The following is an 18,266-nucleotide window of genomic DNA, read 5'->3' as shown; positions in this document are numbered from 1 at the left end:
CGATCTTGTCCGCGGAGTGAGATCGTCAGTGGCCGGGGCCGCCCGGACGGCCCGAAATGCCGAAGTGGTCGCAGTCGGAGGCGGCGTAGGCGACGAAGTCGTCGACCATCCGGTGGACGAGATCGGCCAGCCGCGCGCGCTCCTCGGGCGACCAGCCGGCCAGGGCGCCGGCCATCCAGCGGCGGCCGGCGGCGCGCACGCACTCGACGGCGTCGGCGCCCGCCGGGCGGAGCCGGACGCGCTGGGCGCGGCGGTCGTCGGGGTCGGGCACCCGGTCGACGTAGCCGGCCTTCTCCAGCCGCTGCACCTGCCGGGTGACGTGCGGGGCCTCCACCGCGAGCCGGGCGGCGATCTCGCCGGGGCGCATCGGCTCGCCGTTGTCGGCCAGCAGCCGCAGCAGCGGCACGGCGGCGCGGTCGACCGGGACGCCGGCCGCCGCGACGGTGCGGTCGTGCTGGCGGACCCGGGTGAGCAGATGCGCGACCCGGGTCAGCGCGCGCTCGATCTCGGCGATCTCCCCGGGCACCTCGATGGGAACGGTGACCTGCTGCGACGGCGACATGTGATCCACCTTACAGCCATATTACTTAACTTAAGTAAGGAGTACGATCGCGTGGTCGCCGGGCCCCCGGCGCGCTCCCCCTCTCCTGGAGGTTCCATGGCCGGCGCCACGACGGCGGTCTCCGAAAAGCCCGAGACCGCCGGCCCCCCGGTGCGTCCCGGGCTGGTCCTGCTCGCCCTCGCCACCGCCGGGATGGTGGTCTCGGTGCAGCAGACCGTCGTCATCCCGCTGCTCCCCCGCCTGATGGCCCGCTTCGACGCCTCGGTCACCGCGGTGACCTGGGTGTTCACCGCCTCGCTGCTGGCCGGCGCGGTGGCCACCCCGCTGCTGTCGCGGTTCGGCGACATGTACGGCAAGAAGAAGATGGTGCTGGTCGCGATGGCGCTGCTGGTGACCGGCTCGGTGGTGTGCGCCGTGTCGGGCTCGCTGCCGGTCCTGGTCGCCGGGCGCGCCCTGCAGGGCACCTCGGCGGCGCTCATCCCGCTGGCCATCGGCATGATCCGCGACACCTTCCCGCGCGAGCGGGTGATGACCGCGATCGGCATCGTCAGCGCCACCATGGGCGTCGGCGGCACCCTCGGCATGCTCGCCACCGGCGTCATCGCCGACCACACCCCCAGCCACCACCCGGTCTTCTGGGGCACCGCCGCGCTCGCCGCGGCCGGGCTGGTGCTGATCGCCGTCAGCGCGCCCGACGTCGGCACCCGCACCGGCGGCCGCCCCGACGTCCTCGGCGCCGTGCTGCTGGCCGGCTGGCTGGTCTGCCTGCTGCTCGGCATCAGCCAGGGCAACCGCTGGGGCTGGACGTCGGGCGGCGTGCTCGGCCTGTTCGCCGCCGCCGCCGTGCTCTGCGCCGTGTGGGTCGTGGTGGAGTCGCGGGTGGCCGAGCCGCTGGTGCGGCTGCGGCTGCTGGCCGGCCCGCAGTCGCTGTCGGCCAACCTGGCCTCGATCCTGCTCGGCTTCTCGATGTTCGCCGCGTTCACCCTGATCTCCAGCTTCGTGCAGACCCCGAAGGACAAGGTCGGGTACGGGCTGAGCGGCTCGGTGCTGGACGTCGGCCTGTACATGCTGCCGAGCACCGTCACGATGCTGGTCTTCTCCTCGATGGCCGGCCGGATCGCGGCCCGCATCGGCCCCGCCTTCACCCTCGCCATCGGGTCGGTGTTCGCCGGCCTCAGCTACGTGTGGCTCGCGGTCTCCAACTCCCACGGCTACGACATGCTCGGCTTCAGCGCCGTGCAGGGCATCGGCTTCGGCATCGCCTACGCCGCCCTCGGCACCCTCGCCGTCCAGCACGTGCCGATGGACCAGAGCGGCATCGCCAGCGGCATCAACTCGCTGGTGCGCACCACCGGCGGCAGCATCGCGGGCGCGGTGACCGCGGCGGTGCTGAGCGGCCACACCATCGCGCGCACCCAGGTCCCCACGCTGCGCGCCTACGAGGCGTGCTTCTGGATCGTGGCCGCGGGCGCCGCGCTCGCCGCCGCGGTCGCGGTCGCGCACGGCCTGCGGCACGCGCGGCACGCCTGACGGCGCGGATCCCCGGCGCGGGCCCTTGACGCGCGGCGTGCCGGACCTGCCCTATAGGGGGTACGCCCCGAAACCGTCATCGGGACGTGCCGAGGTTCGGAGGACGACATGGGCGCCTACGCCGCAGCGTACGAACGCAGCATCGCCGATCCCACCCGGTTCTGGGGCCTGGCCGCGCGGGACGTCCGCTGGCTGGTCCCGCCGGACCGGGTGCTGGACGACGGGGCGCCCCCGTTCTACCGCTGGTTCACCGGCGGCGAGCTGAACACCTGCGACAACGCCCTGGACCGGCACGTGGACGAGGGCCGCGGCGAGCAGGCCGCGCTGGTCTACGACAGCCCCGTCACCGGCACCGCGCGGACCTACAGCTACCGCGAGCTGACCGGGCTGGTCGCCCGGTTCGCCGGGGCGCTGCGCGCGCTCGGGGTGGACCGCGGCGACCGGGTGGTGATCTACCTGCCGATGATCCCCGAGGCGGTCGTGGCGATGCTGGCCTGCGCCCGGCTCGGCGCGGTGCACTCGGTGGTGTTCGGCGGGTTCGCCGCCAAGGAGCTGGCCGCCCGCGTCGACGACGCCCGCCCCAAGGTCGTGGTGTCGGCGTCCTGCGGCATCGAGGGCACGCGGGTGGTGCCCTACAAGCCGCTGCTGGACCGGGCGCTGGAGCTGGCGTCGCACAAGGTCGACCGGTGCGTGATCCGCCAGCGCCCGCAGCTGCACGCCGACCTGGTGCGCCCGCGCGACGTGGAGTGGGACGAGGCGGTCGCCGGCGCCGAGCCCGCCGGGTGCGTGCCGGTCGCGGCCACCGACCCGCTGTACATCCTGTACACCTCGGGGACGACCGGCCGCCCGAAGGGCGTGGTGCGCGACAACGGCGGCCACGCGGTCGCGCTGCGCTGGTCGATGGAGAACGTCTACGGTGTCGGCCCCGGCGACGTGTTCTGGGCGGCCTCGGACGTCGGCTGGGTCGTCGGCCACTCCTACATCGTCTACGGGCCGCTGCTGACCGGCTGCACCACCGTGCTGTACGAGGGCAAACCGGTCGGCACCCCCGACGCGGGCGCGTTCTGGCGGGTCGCCGAGCAGCACCGCGTCAAGGCGCTGTTCGCCGCGCCGACCGCGCTGCGCGCGATCAGGAGGGAGGACCCCGACGGCCTGATGCTCGGCCGGTACGACCTGTCGGCGCTGGACACCCTGTTCCTGGCCGGCGAGCGGCTGGACCCCGAGACCTACCGGTGGGCCGCGCGGATGCTGGAGCGGCCCGTCATCGACCACTGGTGGCAGACCGAGACCGGCTGGCCGATCGCGGCGAACCCGCGCGGGCTGGAGCCGCTGCCGGTCAAGCCGGGCTCGCCGTCGGTGCCGGTGCCCGGCTACGACGTGCGGGTGCTGGCACCCGACGGCTCGCCGCTGCCGCCGGGCGAGGACGGCGACATCGTGATCCGGCTGCCGCTGCCGCCGGGCACGCTGCCGACCCTCTGGCAGGACGACGAGCGGTTCGTGGAGTCCTACCTGACCCGCCACCCCGGCCACTACCTCACCGGCGACGGCGGGCACGTGGACGCCGACGGCTACCTGTGGGTGATGGGCCGCACCGACGACGTCATCAACGTCGCCGGGCACCGGCTGTCCACCGGCGCGATGGAGGAGGTCGTCGCGGCGCACCCGGCGGTCGCCGAGTGCGCGGTGATCGGCGTCGCGGACCCGCTGAAGGGGCAGGTGCCGCGCGCCTTCGTGGTGCTGAAGAGCGGCGCCGGGCCCGATCCGGCGGAGCTGCGCGACGAGCTGGTGGCGATGGTGCGCGAGCAGGTCGGGCCGGTCGCGTCGCTGAAGGAGGTCGCGGTGGTGCCGGCGCTGCCCAAGACGCGCTCGGGCAAGATCCTGCGCGGGGTGATGCGGGGCATCGCCGACGGCGCCGAGGTCGTGGTGCCGTCCACGATCGAGGACCCGGTGGTGCTGGACGTGCTGCGGCCCGTGCTGCGGCCCGTGCCGCCGCCGCCCGCGGCGCCCTGACCGCACGCGGCCCGGCCGCCGCGCGGCCGGGCCGTGTCGTGTCGTGTCGTGTCGTCTCGCGGTGCGCGCGGTCAGTAACCGCCGCTCTTCTTCGGCCAGAAGGCGGTCACCAGGTAGACGCCGACGACGGCGAACGCGACCTGGAAGATCGTCTCCCAGAAGTTCCACCCGCTGGTCTTCAGGTTGAACAGGTGCGCCACCCCGGTGCCGGCGAACGCGGCCACGATGCCGATGACGATCGTGAGCCAGATCGGCATGTTCTGCTTGCCGGGGACGATGAGCCGGCCGAGTGCGCCGATGATCGCGCCGAAGATGATGGCGGTGAAGATCCCCCCGATGGTCATGTCCGCTCCCTCGGTCCTGTTGTCCTGGGGTCCGCAGGCCGCGAACCGCTCGGAAAACGGCATACCCACGAAATCGATCAGCGACACGACCAGGGACGATAACGGCGGGTGACCGGGCCGGGACGGGGTCACCGGGCGGGCACCGCGGCCTCGGGCCGGTCCTCCCCGATCAGCCGCCGCAGCGTCCGCGCGAACAGGAACAGCGCGCCGCCGGCGGCGATCGTGGACAGGCCGAGCACCAGGAAGTACGGTACGTCGCCCCACGGCTCCTGCAGCCGGGCGACCTGCCCGCCGACCGCGTCGCCCGCCGCGGTGGCCAGGAACCACATGCCCATCATCTGGCTGGCGAACGCCCGCGGCGCGAGCCGGGTGGTGATCGCCAGCCCGACCGGCGACAGCGACAGCTCGCCGACGACCTGCAGCAGGTAGACCGCCAGCAGCCAGAGCAGCGACACCTTGGCGCCGCCCGAGGCCGCCGCCGCGGCCATCGACATCACCACGAACGACAGGCCGGTCACCACCAGCGCGAACGCGAACTTCTGCGCGGTGCCGACGCGGTCGCCGAGGCGCAGCCAGAGCCAGGCGAACACCGCGGACAGACAGATGATCATGATGGGGTTGATGTTCTGCGTCCAGCTGCTCGGCATCCGCCACCCGAACACGCTGAGGTCCACCTTCTCCTGCGCGAACAGGTTGAGCGGCCCGGCGGCCTGGTCGGCGATCATCCAGAAGACGGCGGCGGCGGCGAACAGCCACACGTAGGCGCGCAGCCGGACCCGCTCGACCTCGGTCACCTCGTGGCTGCGGAACAGGTAGCCGAAGTAGGCGATCGGTACCGCGACGGCGAGCACGGTGAGCGCGACGGTGACGCCGTCGATGGTGAGCACGCCCGCCAGCGCCGCGACCAGGACCGCCACCGCGAGGACGGCGAGCCCGGCGAGCAGGCCGCGCACGAAGGTGCGGCGCTCGTCCGGGGTGAGCCGGTGGCCGGGCGCCTCGCCGACGCCGCGCAGGTGCCGGCCGCCGAGCACGTACTGAACCAGCCCGAACGCCATGCCGAGCGCGGCCACGCCGAACCCCAGATGCCAGTTGATCTCCTGGCCGAGGTAGCCGACGACGAACGGCGCGAGCGAGCCGATGTTGATGCCCATGTAGAAGAGGGAGAACGCCGAGTCGCGGCGGGCCTCGGACTGCCCCTCGTAGAGCTTGCCGACCATGGTGGAGATGTTGGGCTTCAGCAGCCCGGTGCCGATGATGATCAGCAGCAGGCCGAGGTAGACGAACCCGGCGCCGCCGGGGATCGCCATCGCGATGTGCCCGCACATGATGACCACGCAGCCGATCAGCACCGCGCGGCGCGCGCCGAGGACGCGGTCGGCGATCCAGCCGCCGGGCAGCGCGACGAAGTAGACCATCGACATGTACACGCCGAGCAGCGCCTTGGCGGTGCCCTCGGCCATGCCGAGGCCCGCGTCGGCCGGGGGCGCGACGAGGAACAGCACCAGGATCGCGCGCAGCCCGTAGAAGCTGAACCGCTCCCACATCTCGGTGAAGAACAGCGTGGCCAGGCCCCACGGGTGGCCGAAGAAGGTGCGCGCGGGCGGCGCGCCGCCCGAAGTCGTCGTCGCCATGCGGTACGTCCCCCCGAATCGTGCACGCCGGCAGCACCGGGCTACCTACCCAGCGTGATCACCGCTCGAACGGGGCCGCGGCGCGGGTCAGCGCACGATCAGGGTGTGCCGACCGCGGCCGGTCAGCTCGCCGACGACGGGCGCGCCGGGGACCTCGCCGGCCACCAGCAGCCCGCCGGAGGTCTGCGCGTCGGCGAGCAGCAGCCGCTCCTGCTCGCCGATCCGGCCGAAGTCGGCGTGCGGGGCGACCCAGGCGAGGTTGCGGCGGCTGCCGCCGGGGACGAACCCGTCCCGCACGGCCTCGCGGGCGCCCGCCAGGTAGGGCACCGCCGCCGCGTCCACGACGGCGGTGACGCCGCTCGCGCGCGCCAGCTTGTACAGGTGGCCGAGGAACCCGAAGCCGGTCACGTCGGTCGCGGCGGTGACGCCGCGCTCCAGCGCCTGCCGCGCGGCCTCGGCGTTCAGCGCGGTCATCGTCTCCACGGCCTCGGGGAACACCTCGCCGGTGGCCTTGTGCCGGGCGTTCAGCACGCCGAGGCCGAGCGGCTTGGTCAGCGACAGCGGCACGCCGGGCCGCCCGGCGTCCAGCCGGAGCAGCCGGGCGGGGTCGGCGACGCCGGTGACGGCGAGGCCGTACTTGGGCTCGGGGTCGTCGACGCTGTGCCCGCCGGCGATCGGGCAGCCGGCCGCGGCCGCCACGTCCCGGCCGCCGCGCAGCACCTCGCGGGCGAGCTCGGCGGGCAGCGCGTCGCGGGGCCAGCCGAGCAGGTTGAGCGCCATCACCGGGGTGCCGCCGACCGCGTACACGTCGGACAGGGCGTTGGCGGCGGCGATGCGGCCCCAGTCGTAGGCGTCGTCGACGACGGGGGTGAAAAAGTCAGCGGTGGACACGATCGCGGTGCCGCCGTCCAGCCGCAGCACGGCCGCGTCGTCGCCGTCCTCGGCGCCGATCAGCAGCGGGCGGGCCGGGTCCGCCGCGCCGCCGGCCGGGCCGGTGAGCCCGGCCAGCACCCGTTCCAGCTCCCCCGGGGGGATCTTGCAGGCGCAGCCGCCGCCGTGGGCGTACTGGGTCAGTCGTGGGGACGCGACATGGCCGATCACAGCGCAGGTATCCCACAGTCCACGCAAATGATCAAGAAACGCACGGTAGGGATCCGCTCACCGGGGCGGCACACCCTTGCCCGAACGCGGTTCGGCATGGTGCGATGCTGCCTTGCAAGTGAACACTTATATCGCGGAGGGGTGCGAGATGACCGACGCCGGCATGCGGCCAGGGCAGTCACCGACCGAAGGGACGGTGCCGTCGCGGCTGGCCGCGACCGCGGACCGGCACGGCGACCGGCCCGCCTACTCCGACCGGACGGCGGACGGGTGGCGCACCCTCACCTGGGGCCAGGTGCGCGAGCGCGCCCTGGAGACCGCCGCCGGGTTCGCCGCGCTCGGCCTGGAGGCCGGCGACGTGGTGGCGCTGATGATGTCCAACCGCTCCGAGCACGTGCTCGCCGACCTCGGCGCCGTGCACGCGGGCGGCGTGCCCACCACCGTCTACGCCACCCTCGCGCCCGACCAGGTCGCCTTCGTCGCGGGCGACTGCGCGGCCAGGTTCGCCGTGCTGGAGGGACGCGACCAGCTCGACCGGTGGCTGCCCGCGCTGGAGCGGCTGCCCGCCCTGCGCAAGGTCGTCGTGCTCGACGAGGCCGCCTGCCCCGACGGCGAGCGCTTCCTGACCTGGGCCGCCCTCACCGCGCTCGGCCGCGAGCGGCTCGCCGCCGACGCCGCCGGGACCGCCGCGCGGGCCGCCGCCGTCAAGCCCGGCGACACCGCCACCCTGCTCTACACCTCCGGCACCACCGGCGACCCCAAGGGCGTGCGGATCACCCACTCGATGGTGCTGCACGAGGCCGCGCTGCTGGAGGGCGCCTCGGTCCTGCCCGAGCACAACGTCGGCATCTCCTACCTGCCGTTCGCCCACATCGCCGACCGGGTGCTCAGCTACTACCTGCCGGTCACCCGCGCCGCGCACATCCACTTCTGCCCCGACCCCGCGCAGCTCACCACCGTGCTGCGCGAGGTGCGCCCGCACGGCTTCTTCGGCGTGCCGCGCGTCTGGGAGAAGATCATGGCGGGCATCCAGGCGGTGCTGGCCGCCGAGCCGGACGAGGCCAAGAAGGCCGCCGTCCAGGGCGCGCTGGAGGCCGGGCGCGCCTACGTGGCCGGCCAGGAGTACGGCGGCGCCCTCTCCCCCGAGGCGGCGGCCGCCTTCGAGCGCGCCGACGCCGCCGTGCTCACCCCGATGCGCGCCCTGCTCGGCCTGGACCGGGTGGTGCAGGCCTCCAGCGCCGCCGCGCCGCTGCCCGAGGACGTGGCGCGGTTCTTCGCCGGCCTCGGCCTGAAGATCTTCGACGCCTACGGGATGACCGAGACCACCGGCGCGATCACCGCCAACCTCGACGACGCCTTCAAGCTCGGCACGGTCGGCCGCGCCTTCCCCGGCGTGGACCTGGCCCTCGCCGAGGACGGCGAGATCCTGGTGCGCGGCGCGACCTGCACCCCCGGCTACCTGAACCGGCCGCAGGCCACCGCCGAGCTGATCGACGAGGACGGCTGGGTGCACACCGGCGACGTCGGCGTGCTCGACGAGGACGGCTTCCTGCGGGTGGTGGACCGCAAGAAGGAGATCATCATCACCGCGGGCGGCGAGAACATCGCCCCGTCCCTGGTGGAGAACCACCTGAAGGAGCACCCGCTGATCGGGCAGGCCCTGGCCTACGGCGACCGGCGCCCCTACGTCGTCGCGCTGATCACCCTGGACGGCGAGGTCGCCCCCGTCTGGGCCGCCGCGCACGGGGTGGACACCACCGACCTCGCCGCGCTCGCCGAGCACCCGGCGGTGCTGGAGGAGGTCGGCGCCGCGGTGCGCGACGCCAACCGGCGCCTCGCCCGCGTCCAGCAGGTCAAGCGGTGGCGGCTGCTGCCCGCCGAGTGGACCGCCGAGAGCGAGGAGCTCACCCCGACGCTGAAGCTGCGGCGGCGCGTGGTGCACGCCAAGTACACCGACGCGATCGAGGGGCTGTACCGCGGCTGAGCCCCGGTCATGCCCTCAGATAGCCGTGCATGTGGGCGAGGGCCTCGCCGACGTCCTGCACCGTCCCGCTGCTGGAGACCAGCAGCAGCGTGGTCTCGTCGACGAGGTAGCAGACGATCTTCGTCCCGCCGCTGGTGGTGGTGCGCGGGGTGCAGCCGGCCGACCCGCCGCCCTTGCCCGGGTCGACCGGGGTGAGCTCCGCGCCCTGCGCGCGGATGCGCGCGGTGAAGTCGGTCAGCGCCGCGCCGGTGTCGGGGAAGCTCCCCTCGGCGCGCAGCACCAGCACCTCGTCGAGCTTGCGCGGCTCGCGCAGGTCCATGTAGATGCCGGCCATCAGCGGCCCGAGGGAGTACTTGGGGCCGGCCGGCGGCGGGTCGTTCTGCAGCTCGCGCAGCGTCGCCGCCTGCCGCTCCTCGGCCGGGTAGTCCCGGCTGAAGTCGCCGGCCAGGCGCGGCAGGTCGCTCCCGGGCGCGGTGGCGCCGGCCGTCGGCCGGTCGTCCGGGGACTCGCCCCGCGTCGTCCCCGCGGCCGCCGGCGTCCGGTCGCCCGCCGCCTCCGGGGCGGACGTCCGGTCGATCGTCCCGGCCTGCACCCGGCACCCCGCCAGCGCCGCCACCGCGAGCGCGGCCGCCACGGCCGCCCGGGCCCCCGTCGTCTTCATCGTCTGTGATCCCTTCCCTCGGTTGGGATCACCCTGCCGGTCCCGGGCGGCCCCGATCATGAGGCCGCCGTCCCGTTCCGCCCGGGCGCGCCACCCGGGACGGACGGGCGCGTCAGGCCCGGGTCACAGGGTCGTCAGGCCGCCGTCGACCGGGATCACCGCGCCGTTGACGTAGGCGCCGGCGCGGCTGGCGAGGAACACCGCGGTGCCCGCCATGTCGTCGGGGCGGCCGATCCGGCGCAGCGGCACGGCCGAGGCGATGACGTCGCCGAACGCGTCGAGCGTGGCGGCCATCATCTTGGACTCGAACGGCCCGGGGGCGATCGCGTTCACGGTGATGGACTCGGGGCCGAGCTCCTTGGCCAGCACCCGGGTGAGCTGGTGCACGCCCGCCTTGCTGGTGGTGTAGGAGTAGCGCTCGCCCGGCGTCATGATGCCGTCGACCGAGCCGATGTTGATGACCCGCGCCGGGTCGTCGGGGGTGGCGGCCTCGCGCAGCCGCGGCAGCAGCGCGCGGGTCAGGTAGAACGGCGCCTTCAGGTTGAGGTCGACGACCTTGTCCCACGCCGAGGCGGGGAACTCGGCGAGCGGCGCGCCCCAGGTGGCGCCCGCGTTGTTGACCAGCACGTGCAGCGGCTCGCCGACCTGCCCGGCCAGCCGGAGGCACTCCTCCTCGGTGCTGACGTCGGCCGGCACCGGCACCGCCGTGCCGAACTCGGCGAGCTCGGCGGCGGCCTTCTCGCACGCCTCGGCCTTGCGCGAGCTGATGTACACCTTCGCGGCGCCGGCCTGCAGCAGCCCCCGCGCGATCATCAGGCCGATGCCCCGGGTGCCCCCGGTCACCAGCGCGGTCTTGCCGGCCAGGCTGAACAGTTCCATGACGTCCCTCTCCTCGCGGTCGCGGACCGAGTCCCCCCAGACCGTACCGAGGCGCCTTCGGCACCCGGGCGTACGGTGGGGGTATGCGGCGCCGCGCACTCGCCTACGGGATCATCATGGGCGTCTGCGTGACCCTGTTCGTGCTGTCCTGGACGGTGGTCCGGTTCTTCTCCCCGCCCGCCGCGATCGTGATGTCGCTGGTCGCGACGGTGCTGCCGCCGATCGCGGTGATCATCGCCAACTGGAACCCGGACCGCCGGGACTGATCCTCCCGCGAGATGATCCCCCCATGGAGGAGCTGGACGTCGCCGGGCTGCTGGACCTGACCGGGATCTTCGTGTTCGCGGTGTCGGGCGCGCTCGCCGCGGTGCGCCAGCGGCTGGACGTGGTCGGCATGGTGGTGCTGGCCGAGATCACCGCGCTCGGCGGCGGCATCCTGCGCGACCTGATCATCGGCGCGGTGCCGCCGGCGGCCTTCACCAGCCTCGGCTACGTGCTGACGCCGCTGGTGGCCTCGGTGCTGGTGTTCCACTGGCATCCGCAGGTGGCCCGGCTGCTGCCGGGCGTCCTGCTGTTCGACGCCGCGGGCCTCGGCCTGTTCTGCGCGACCGGCACCATCAAGGCCATGGACCACGGCCTGTCCCCGCTGCACGCGGCGCTGCTCGGCGTCATCACCGGCATCGGCGGCGGCATCCTGCGCGACGTGCTGAGCGGGCAGATCCCGGCGGTGCTGTACGACCGGCAGCTGTACGCGCTGCCGGCGATGCTCGGCGCCGCCGTGGTCGCGGCGGCGCGCTCGCTCGGCCTGCACGGCGCCCTGGTCACCGCCGGGGCGGCGGTGCTGGTGTTCGGGCTGCGCGTGCTGGCCGTGCGCTACGGCTGGCGGACCCCGCGCCCCCGCGGGGTCACCGACTGAGACTCCCCGTGTCCCCTGATCAGGCCCCCGCGGCCGGTCAGGAGGCCTGCATGTTGAACTTCACCTGGCTGCCCTCGACCGAGGTCACGGTGACGGTGACGGTGCGGGCGCCGGCCTTGCACTCCAGCTTGGCGCCCACCTCGCCCTTCAGGTCCTGCGGGCAGCTCGCGCTCAGCCCGAGCTTGTCGTTGATCTGCTGCTCGACCTTGTCCTTCTCGACGGTCTTGCCGCCGATCTGGCAGCCCGCGGCGGCGAACGCGACGGCGGCCGTCAGGACGGGCAGTACCAGGAGCTTGCGCATGAGGTCTTCTCTTTCCCCGTGATGGTGTGCGCCCCGGTCCCCCGGAGGCGTCTGGACACGTCTCGATGGTGCGTCCCGCCCCCGCCCGCCCGCCAGGGCACGACGTCCCGTCCGTACAGGGACCTCGCAGCGGGACAACGGCACCCCGCCGGGGTACGGTCGCGGCATGGGGAGGATCACCGTGCGCAGGCCCGTGCTGCGGCTCAGCACGTCCGGGAGCCGCGGGCGGCGGCCCGACACCCTCGCGGTGGAGGAGCCGCTGGAGATCCGGGTCGCCGGCGCCCCGCTGACGATCACCATGCGCACCCCCGGCGACGACTTCGACCTGGTCACCGGGTTCCTGGCCGCCGAGGGCGTCATCGCCGGCCCGGACGATGTGACCGGCATGCGCTACTGCGCCGACACGGTGGAGCAGAACACCCTGGACGTGGTGCTGGCGCCCGGCGTGCGGCCGCCGGACACCCTGCTGACGCGGGCGTTCACCACCACCAGCGCGTGCGGGGTCTGCGGCAAGGCCAGCGTGGCGGCGCTGCGCGACGACCGTCCCTACGACGTCGCCGCCGACCCGCTGACGCTCTCCCCCGAGCTGCTGGCGGCCCTGCCGGAGCGGCTGCGCGCGGCGCAGCGGGTCTTCGACCGCACCGGCGGCCTGCACGCGGCCGGGCTGTTCGACGCCGCCGGGGAGCTGCTGGTCCTGCGCGAGGACGTCGGCCGGCACAACGCCGTCGACAAGGTCGTCGGCCGGGCGCTGCGCGAGGGGCGGCTGCCGCTCGCCGGGCACGTGCTGATGGTGAGCGGGCGCGCCTCGTTCGAGCTGACCCAGAAGGCCATGCAGGCCGGGATCCCGGTGCTGGCGGCGGTGTCGGCGCCGTCGTCGCTGGCGGTCGACCTGGCCGCCGACGCCGGGATGACGCTGGTGGGGTTCCTGCGCGGGGAGACGATGAACGTCTACACCGGAGCGCACCGGATCACGATCTGATCTCTTCTTGTCACGGTGCGACAAGTGGGGCGGCGTCCGATGTGGCCTGGCGCACAAGAGTTTCACTGCCGTACATGAGTTCATTTCATGGGCTTATGGGCACTAAGCGACATCTGTACTCTTCGGTAACCACCCCCTGCGCGACCCGTGAGGAGAGCGAATGACGAGGCCACTGACGCCTGACGTCCCCGCGTTCGAGATCGACGAGCGCCATCCTCCCATCAAGCCCCGCCGGGTCTCCTTCGACTGGACCAAGACGCCGCTGCACTGGATCCCCGGCGACCCCGTCGGGACGCACATCATCAACTCGTTCCACATCGTCCTGCCCGAGGGCGAGAAGTGGTTCATCCAGTGCGTCAAGGACGCCCGCCCCCTCATCAAGGACGCCAAGCTGCTGGAGGAGATCCGCGGCTTCATCGGCCAGGAGATGGTGCACGCCCGCTCGCACGAGGGCGTGCTGGACCAGATCCTGGCGGCCAACGGGATCGACGTCACCAAGATCACCGGCCCGGCCGGCAAGGGCAACGCCGAGCGGCCCGCGCAGATGGCGGCCCTGAAGGAGAAGAACCCGCGGGCCTGGCGGCGGCGCCTGCGCTTCGAGCTGGCCGCGGTCGCCTCGATCGAGCACTACACCGCCGTGCTCGGCCAGTGGCTCATGGACAACGACAAGCTGGACAAGGCGGGCATCGACCCGACGATGCTGGACCTGCTGCGCTGGCACGGCGCCGAGGAGGTCGAGCACCGGTCGGTGGTGTTCGACACCTTCAAGGCCGTGGGCGGCCGGTACCCGACCCGCGTCTTCGCCTGGGTGGTCTCGCTGTTCTTCCTGTACTGGGCGCTGATCGGCGGCTCGCTGTACCTGCTGAAGCAGGACCCTGCCGTCAAGGACAGGCTGTCGCTGCCGCGCGTCCTGCTGGCCTACCGCCGCTCCGTCCGCAACGGCCACATCCCGGGCATCTTCAAGCTGCTGCTCGGCGAGGCCCCGGTCTACCTCAAGCCCTCGCACCACCCCTCGCAGGTGTGCTCGACCCCCCGGGCCCTGGAGTACCTGCTCAACTCCCCCGCGGCCCAGGCGGCGGGCTACGACCCGTATTAATGGGATCCCGGCCCAGGGGGGCTCGCCTGGCGGCTCACCCCCTGACCGAGATCGGCGAGCGCTGCATCGCTTCGCGATCTGCAGCCGGGGGCCTCGCCTTCGGCTTCGGCCCCCGGCTGCAGACTTCGGTCGCGCTCGCGTGACGGCTCAGGCTGTTGTGAAGGAGATCACAGCACACGAAGGGTGCTCATCGCTTCGTCCTGACTTGACCTGAGTTCAAGGCAGGCGGTTAATTAACGCTGTGTCCAATAATGTCGCGCTCGCCCGTACCGGCAATGCCGCGGAGCTTGAGCGTTTCCGTGAGATCCAGCGTCTGTGCTACCAGTGCGCCGACGAGGTGGCCGCCACGCTCGAACCGGGCGTGACCGAGCGGGAGGCGTGCCGGCGGATGCGCCGCTGGCTGCGCGACCGCGGCGTGGACGACTGGCTGCACACCCCGTTCGCCTGGTTCGGCGACCGCACCGCCTTCCGCGGCTTCAAGATCCCCACCCAGTTCCTGCCGACCGGCACCCGCCTGGAAGAGGGCATGCCCTACATCCTGGACATGGCGCCGGTGAAGAAGGGCTACTCCGCCGACATCGGCTACGGCGGCGTCCTCGGCGAGAACCGCATCTGGGAGCGGCTGGACGGCGACCTCGCCCGCTATCGGACGCTCATCCTGGAGCTGGTGCGCGAGCGCCGCACGTTCGCCGACATCTACGCCGAGGTGGACGCCCTCATCGAGCGGCAGGGCTACGACAACCGGCACCGCAAGTACCCCGGGCGCGTCATCGGCCACCAGGTCGGCGTCATCGGCGGCCCGCTGCCGAAGGGCGTCGGCTTCCCGTTCGGCGTCCGGTTCCTGCAGACGATCGGCCGCGAGCTGGTCAAGGAGCGGATGGCGGGCCGGTCCCCGCTGTGGAACGGCGCCAAGCAGTCCGCGCACCCGCCGACGCCCGGCCTGTGGGCGGTCGAGCCGCACATCGGCTTCCGCGGCGTGGGCGTGAAGTTCGAGGAACTGCTCGTGGTGACCGAGGACGACGCGTTCTGGCTCGACGACGACCTGCCCCACGTGCACCGCTGGGCGCGACGGGAGGAGAACGCGTGAGCACCGGGGACGAGCGGCGGCGGCACGTCCGCGGCGACGGCGTCGACCTCGCCGTCTACGAGCAGGGCGACCCGGCCAGGCCGACCGTCGTGCTGATGCACGGCTACCCCGACACCCACGCGGTGTGGGACGAGGTCGCCGGCCTGCTCGCCGAGCGCTACCACGTGGTGCGCTACGACGTGCGCGGCGCGGGCGCCTCCTCGCGCCCCTTCGGCCGCCGGCGCTACACCTTCGAGTACCTGATGTCGGACCTGCGGGCCGTGCTGGACGCGACCGCGCCCGACCGCAAGGTGCACCTGGTCGGCCACGACTGGGGCTCCATCCAGTCCTGGGAGGCCGCCTGCACGATGCCCGAGCGGTTCGCCTCCTTCACCTCCATTTCCGGGCCGTGCCTGGACCACGTGGCGCACTGGACCCGGCGCAAGACGACCCGGCCGACGCCGCGCAACATCAAGGCCGCCCTCGGGCAGGCCGTGCGCTCCTGGTACATCTACTTCTTCCAGACCCCGCTGCTGCCGGAGCTGCTGTGGCGGGCCGGCCTCGGCAGGCCGTTCGCGCGCGCCCTGGAGCTCGGCGAGGGCGTCCCGGCCCGCGAGGGCCACCCCGCGCGCACCCTCGGCCGCGACGGCGCGGCGGGCGTCGGCCTGTACCGGGCCAACATGCTGCAGCGCCTGCGCCGCCCGCGCGACCGCCGCACCACCGTGCCCACCCAGGTCATCGTGCCGACCCGGGACCTGTTCGTGTCGCCGCACCTGGTCGAGGGCCTCGGCGCGCGGGTGCCGAACCTGTCGCTGCGGACGGTCGCGGCCGGGCACTGGGTGCCGCGCAGCCACCCCGGCGTCGTCGCCCAGTGGATCACCGAGCACATCACCGCGGTCCGCGGCGAGCCCCTCGCCATCGCCGCGGAGCGCGCCGTGCGCCGGGCCCGGGTCGCCGCGGACCGGCGCCCCTTCGAGGGCTCGCTGGTGGTCGTCACCGGCGCCGGCAGCGGCATCGGCCGGGCCACCGCGCTGGCGTTCGCCGAGCGCGGCGCCGAGATCGTGGCCGCCGACCTGGACCTGCCGGCCGCGCAGCGCACCGCCGAGCTCGCCGGGCTGCTCGGCCCGGCCGGGCGCGCCTACCGGGTGGACGTGTCCGACTCGGCGGCGATGGAGGACTTCGCCAAGGCGGTGCTGCACGACCTCGGCGTCCCCGACGTGGTCGTCAACAACGCCGGGATCGGCATGGCCGGCCCGTTCCTGGAGCACTCCGAGGACGACTGGCGCAAGGTGCTGGACGTCAACCTGTGGGGCGTCATCCACGGATCCCGGCTGTTCGCCGCGCAGATGACCGCGCGCGGGCAGGGCGGGCACATCGTCAACACCGCGTCGGCGGCGGCGTTCACGCCCTCGCGATCACTGCCCGCCTACGCCACCAGCAAGGCGGCGGTGCTGATGCTGAGCGAGTGCCTGCGCGCCGAGCTGAAGGGCCAGGGCATCGGGGTGAGCGCCATCTGCCCCGGCATCGTCAACACCGCCATCACCCGGACGTCGCGGTTCGTCGGGCGGTCCGAGGAGCAGCAGGCGGCGAGCCGCCGCCGGGCGGCCCGCGCCTACGCGCTGCGCGGCTACGGGCCCGACCGCGTCGCGGAGCAGATCGTGGCGGCCGTGCAGCGCGACAAGGCCGTCGTGCCGGTCACGCCCGAGGCGCGGATCAGCCACCTGCTCTCGCGGGTCTCCCCCGGGCTGATGCGGCTGTTCGCCCGGATCGACGCCGACTGAGGCGGCGCCCGCGCGGCGGCGGCCCCGGGCTCACCGCCGCGCGGTCACGGTGTGCTTCAGGTCGGCCAGGTCGTCGGTGCGGGTGTCCAGGAACCCGAGCCGGATCAGGTCGTCGCCCGCCACGTTGTGCAGCAGCCAGTCCCCGAGCACCCGGGACCGCGCCCGCAGCGACGGGACGGTGGCCAGGTGGTAGCCGCGGGTGACGGCCTGGGCGGGCACACCGGTCAGGCTGATGCCGAGCGGCCGCGCCACCGCCTGGCTGCCGCCGAGGTCCACCACCATGCCGAGGTCCTGGTGCCGGTACACGCGCGGCTCGCCGCCGCGCAGCGAGGCCAGCACGTTGTCGGCGGCGACCCGGGCCTGGCGGGTGGCGTGCTGGGCGGTCGGCGCGCAGATCGCGCCGTCGCCCTTGACCAGGTCGGGCACGGCGGCGGCGTCGCCGAGCGCGTACACCTCGGGGTGCCCGGCCAGGCGCAGGTCCGCGCCCACGACCAGGCGCCCCTTGGTGGTCGGGGCGTCCAGGGTCGCCACGACCGGCGCCGGGGTGACCCCGGCGGTCCAGATCGCGGTGCGGCAGGGCAGCACCTTGCCGTCGGTGAGCGTCGCGGTGTCGGCGGTCAGCTCGCGCAGGCTGACGCCGAGCCGGATGTCCAGGCCGCGGTGGGTGAGCTTGCGCAGCGCCACCGCGCCGAGGCGCTCGCCGAGCTCGGGCAGCAGCCGCGGCGCCACGTCCACCAGCGTCCAGCTGAGCAGCGCCGGGTCCAGCCGCGGGAACTCGCGCATCGCCTTGACGGTGAGCAGCTGCAGGTTGGCGGCGGTCTCCACGCCCGAGTAGCCGCCGCCGACGACCAGGAAGCCGAGCCGGGCCGCGCGCTCGGCCGGGTCCTGGGCGGTGGAGGCCAGCTCCAGCTGGGCGATGACGTGGTCGCGCAGGTAGACGGCCTCGGCGAGGTTCTTCATCCCGTGCGCGTGCTCGGTGAGCCCGGGGATGTCGAAGGTGCGGGTGACGCTGCCCGGGCAGAGCACCAGCCGGTCGTAGGGCACGGTGCGCGTCGAGCCGTCGATCATGGTGACCTCGACGCGGCGGGCGGCCAGGTCGACGCCGGAGGCCTTGCCGGCGGTCAGCTGGGTGCGCTTCAGCAGCCGGTGCAGCGGCCCGGCGATCGAGCGCGGGTCCAGCACGCCCGCCGCCACCTCGGGCAGCAGCGGCTGGTAGAGGGTGTAGCCGAACGGCGCGATGATGCGGATGTGCGCCTGGTGCGGCCGCAGCCGCCGCTCCAGGCGGCGCGCGAGGTGGTAGCCGGCGAAGCCGGCGCCGACGATGACGATCCGGGGTGCGGGCACGACTTGCTCCTTAGGGCGACGATCCGCTTTCGTCCCATCACGTTACGTGAGGGCGGACCGCCGCCCCGGAGCCGGGGTGGG

Annotated in this window: 17 protein-coding genes; 9 read left to right on the top strand and 8 right to left on the bottom strand. The window is 73.7% G+C overall.

The genetic code is table 11. From position 1 onward, the window contains the following. Positions 1 to 25: 25 nt before the first annotated feature. Positions 26 to 562 carry a MarR family winged helix-turn-helix transcriptional regulator gene (locus ACRB68_RS33465; RefSeq protein ID WP_153539759.1) on the bottom strand — a complete coding sequence of 179 codons (537 nt, stop codon included), beginning with the start codon at positions 560 to 562 and terminating at the stop codon, positions 26 to 28. Between the two features lie 96 nt (positions 563 to 658). Here ACRB68_RS33465 and ACRB68_RS33460 point away from each other — a divergent pair, with 96 nt between their 5' ends. After that, a complete protein-coding gene (locus tag ACRB68_RS33460; protein ID WP_153539757.1) occupies positions 659 to 2,092 on the top strand; it encodes an MFS transporter in 1,434 nt (477 codons plus the stop codon). Between the two features lie 108 nt (positions 2,093 to 2,200). Beyond that, positions 2,201 to 4,102, top strand: coding sequence for a propionyl-CoA synthetase (locus ACRB68_RS33455; RefSeq protein ID WP_153539755.1), 1,902 nt, complete (start codon positions 2,201 to 2,203; stop codon positions 4,100 to 4,102). A gap of 71 nt (positions 4,103 to 4,173) precedes the next feature. On the opposite strand, the gene ACRB68_RS33450 is transcribed toward ACRB68_RS33455, so the two are convergent. The 3 genes from ACRB68_RS33450 to selD form a co-directional block, all read right to left on the bottom strand. Next, a complete protein-coding gene (locus tag ACRB68_RS33450; protein WP_153539753.1) occupies positions 4,174 to 4,446 on the bottom strand; it encodes a GlsB/YeaQ/YmgE family stress response membrane protein in 273 nt (90 codons plus the stop codon). Between the two features lie 128 nt (positions 4,447 to 4,574). Beyond that, positions 4,575 to 6,077, bottom strand: coding sequence for a peptide MFS transporter (locus ACRB68_RS33445; protein ID WP_153539751.1), 1,503 nt, complete (start codon positions 6,075 to 6,077; stop codon positions 4,575 to 4,577). 87 nt (positions 6,078 to 6,164) lie between these two features. Continuing rightward, positions 6,165 to 7,175, bottom strand: coding sequence for a selenide, water dikinase SelD (selD, locus tag ACRB68_RS33440; protein WP_407924332.1), 1,011 nt, complete (start codon positions 7,173 to 7,175; stop codon positions 6,165 to 6,167). A 151-nt stretch (positions 7,176 to 7,326) separates the two neighbouring features. On the opposite strand from selD, the gene ACRB68_RS33435 reads away from it, so the two are divergent. Beyond that, positions 7,327 to 9,162 carry an AMP-dependent synthetase/ligase gene (locus ACRB68_RS33435; protein WP_153539749.1) on the top strand — a complete coding sequence of 612 codons (1,836 nt, stop codon included), beginning with the start codon at positions 7,327 to 7,329 and terminating at the stop codon, positions 9,160 to 9,162. Positions 9,163 to 9,169: 7 nt separating this feature from the next. On the opposite strand, the gene ACRB68_RS33430 is transcribed toward ACRB68_RS33435, so the two are convergent. Continuing rightward, entirely contained in the window at positions 9,170 to 9,823 is a 654-nt protein-coding gene (locus ACRB68_RS33430; protein ID WP_153539748.1) for a hypothetical protein, read from the bottom strand. 123 nt (positions 9,824 to 9,946) lie between these two features. Next, positions 9,947 to 10,702, bottom strand: coding sequence for an SDR family oxidoreductase (locus ACRB68_RS33425; RefSeq protein WP_153539746.1), 756 nt, complete (start codon positions 10,700 to 10,702; stop codon positions 9,947 to 9,949). An 83-nt stretch (positions 10,703 to 10,785) separates the two neighbouring features. Between ACRB68_RS33425 and ACRB68_RS33420 the strand changes: the two genes are divergently transcribed. Then, entirely contained in the window at positions 10,786 to 10,968 is a 183-nt protein-coding gene (locus ACRB68_RS33420; protein WP_153539744.1) for a DUF3099 domain-containing protein, read from the top strand. A 23-nt stretch (positions 10,969 to 10,991) separates the two neighbouring features. Continuing rightward, positions 10,992 to 11,618 carry a trimeric intracellular cation channel family protein gene (locus ACRB68_RS33415; RefSeq protein ID WP_153539742.1) on the top strand — a complete coding sequence of 209 codons (627 nt, stop codon included), beginning with the start codon at positions 10,992 to 10,994 and terminating at the stop codon, positions 11,616 to 11,618. A gap of 37 nt (positions 11,619 to 11,655) precedes the next feature. Here ACRB68_RS33415 and ACRB68_RS40365 read toward each other — a convergent pair whose 3' ends face one another. Continuing rightward, positions 11,656 to 11,919 (bottom strand): DUF4333 domain-containing protein, encoded by a 264-nt coding sequence (locus tag ACRB68_RS40365; protein ID WP_194293555.1) that lies wholly within the window; start codon positions 11,917 to 11,919, stop codon positions 11,656 to 11,658. A gap of 166 nt (positions 11,920 to 12,085) precedes the next feature. Between ACRB68_RS40365 and fdhD the strand changes: the two genes are divergently transcribed. The 4 genes from fdhD to ACRB68_RS33390 all read left to right on the top strand — a co-directional run bounded on the left by fdhD (position 12,086) and on the right by ACRB68_RS33390 (position 16,841). Continuing rightward, positions 12,086 to 12,898 (top strand): formate dehydrogenase accessory sulfurtransferase FdhD, encoded by an 813-nt coding sequence (fdhD, locus tag ACRB68_RS33405; protein ID WP_153539739.1) that lies wholly within the window; start codon positions 12,086 to 12,088, stop codon positions 12,896 to 12,898. Between the two features lie 160 nt (positions 12,899 to 13,058). Then, on the top strand, positions 13,059 to 13,994 hold the full coding sequence (locus tag ACRB68_RS33400; protein WP_153539737.1) for a metal-dependent hydrolase: 936 nt from the start codon (positions 13,059 to 13,061) through the stop codon (positions 13,992 to 13,994). A gap of 241 nt (positions 13,995 to 14,235) precedes the next feature. Further along, the gene (locus ACRB68_RS33395) at positions 14,236 to 15,081 is read left to right on the top strand and encodes a M24 family metallopeptidase (RefSeq protein WP_328595102.1); all 846 of its coding nucleotides are present in this window, start codon (positions 14,236 to 14,238) and stop codon (positions 15,079 to 15,081) included. Beyond that, positions 15,078 to 16,841, top strand: coding sequence for an SDR family oxidoreductase (locus tag ACRB68_RS33390; RefSeq protein ID WP_328595101.1), 1,764 nt, complete (start codon positions 15,078 to 15,080; stop codon positions 16,839 to 16,841). Before ACRB68_RS33395 ends, ACRB68_RS33390 begins: the two co-directional genes overlap by 4 nt. 30 nt (positions 16,842 to 16,871) lie before the next feature. Here ACRB68_RS33390 and ACRB68_RS33385 read toward each other — a convergent pair whose 3' ends face one another. After that, positions 16,872 to 18,185: an NAD(P)/FAD-dependent oxidoreductase gene (locus tag ACRB68_RS33385; RefSeq protein ID WP_328595100.1), complete on the bottom strand. Its 1,314-nt coding sequence runs from the start codon at positions 18,183 to 18,185 to the stop codon at positions 16,872 to 16,874. Positions 18,186 to 18,266 lie beyond the last annotated feature (81 nt).

It is taken from the genome of Actinomadura macrotermitis (assembly GCF_009604375.1).
Lineage (GTDB): Bacteria > Actinomycetota > Actinomycetes > Streptosporangiales > Streptosporangiaceae > Spirillospora > Spirillospora macrotermitis.
This window is presented reverse-complemented; position numbering and strand designations above follow the sequence as displayed.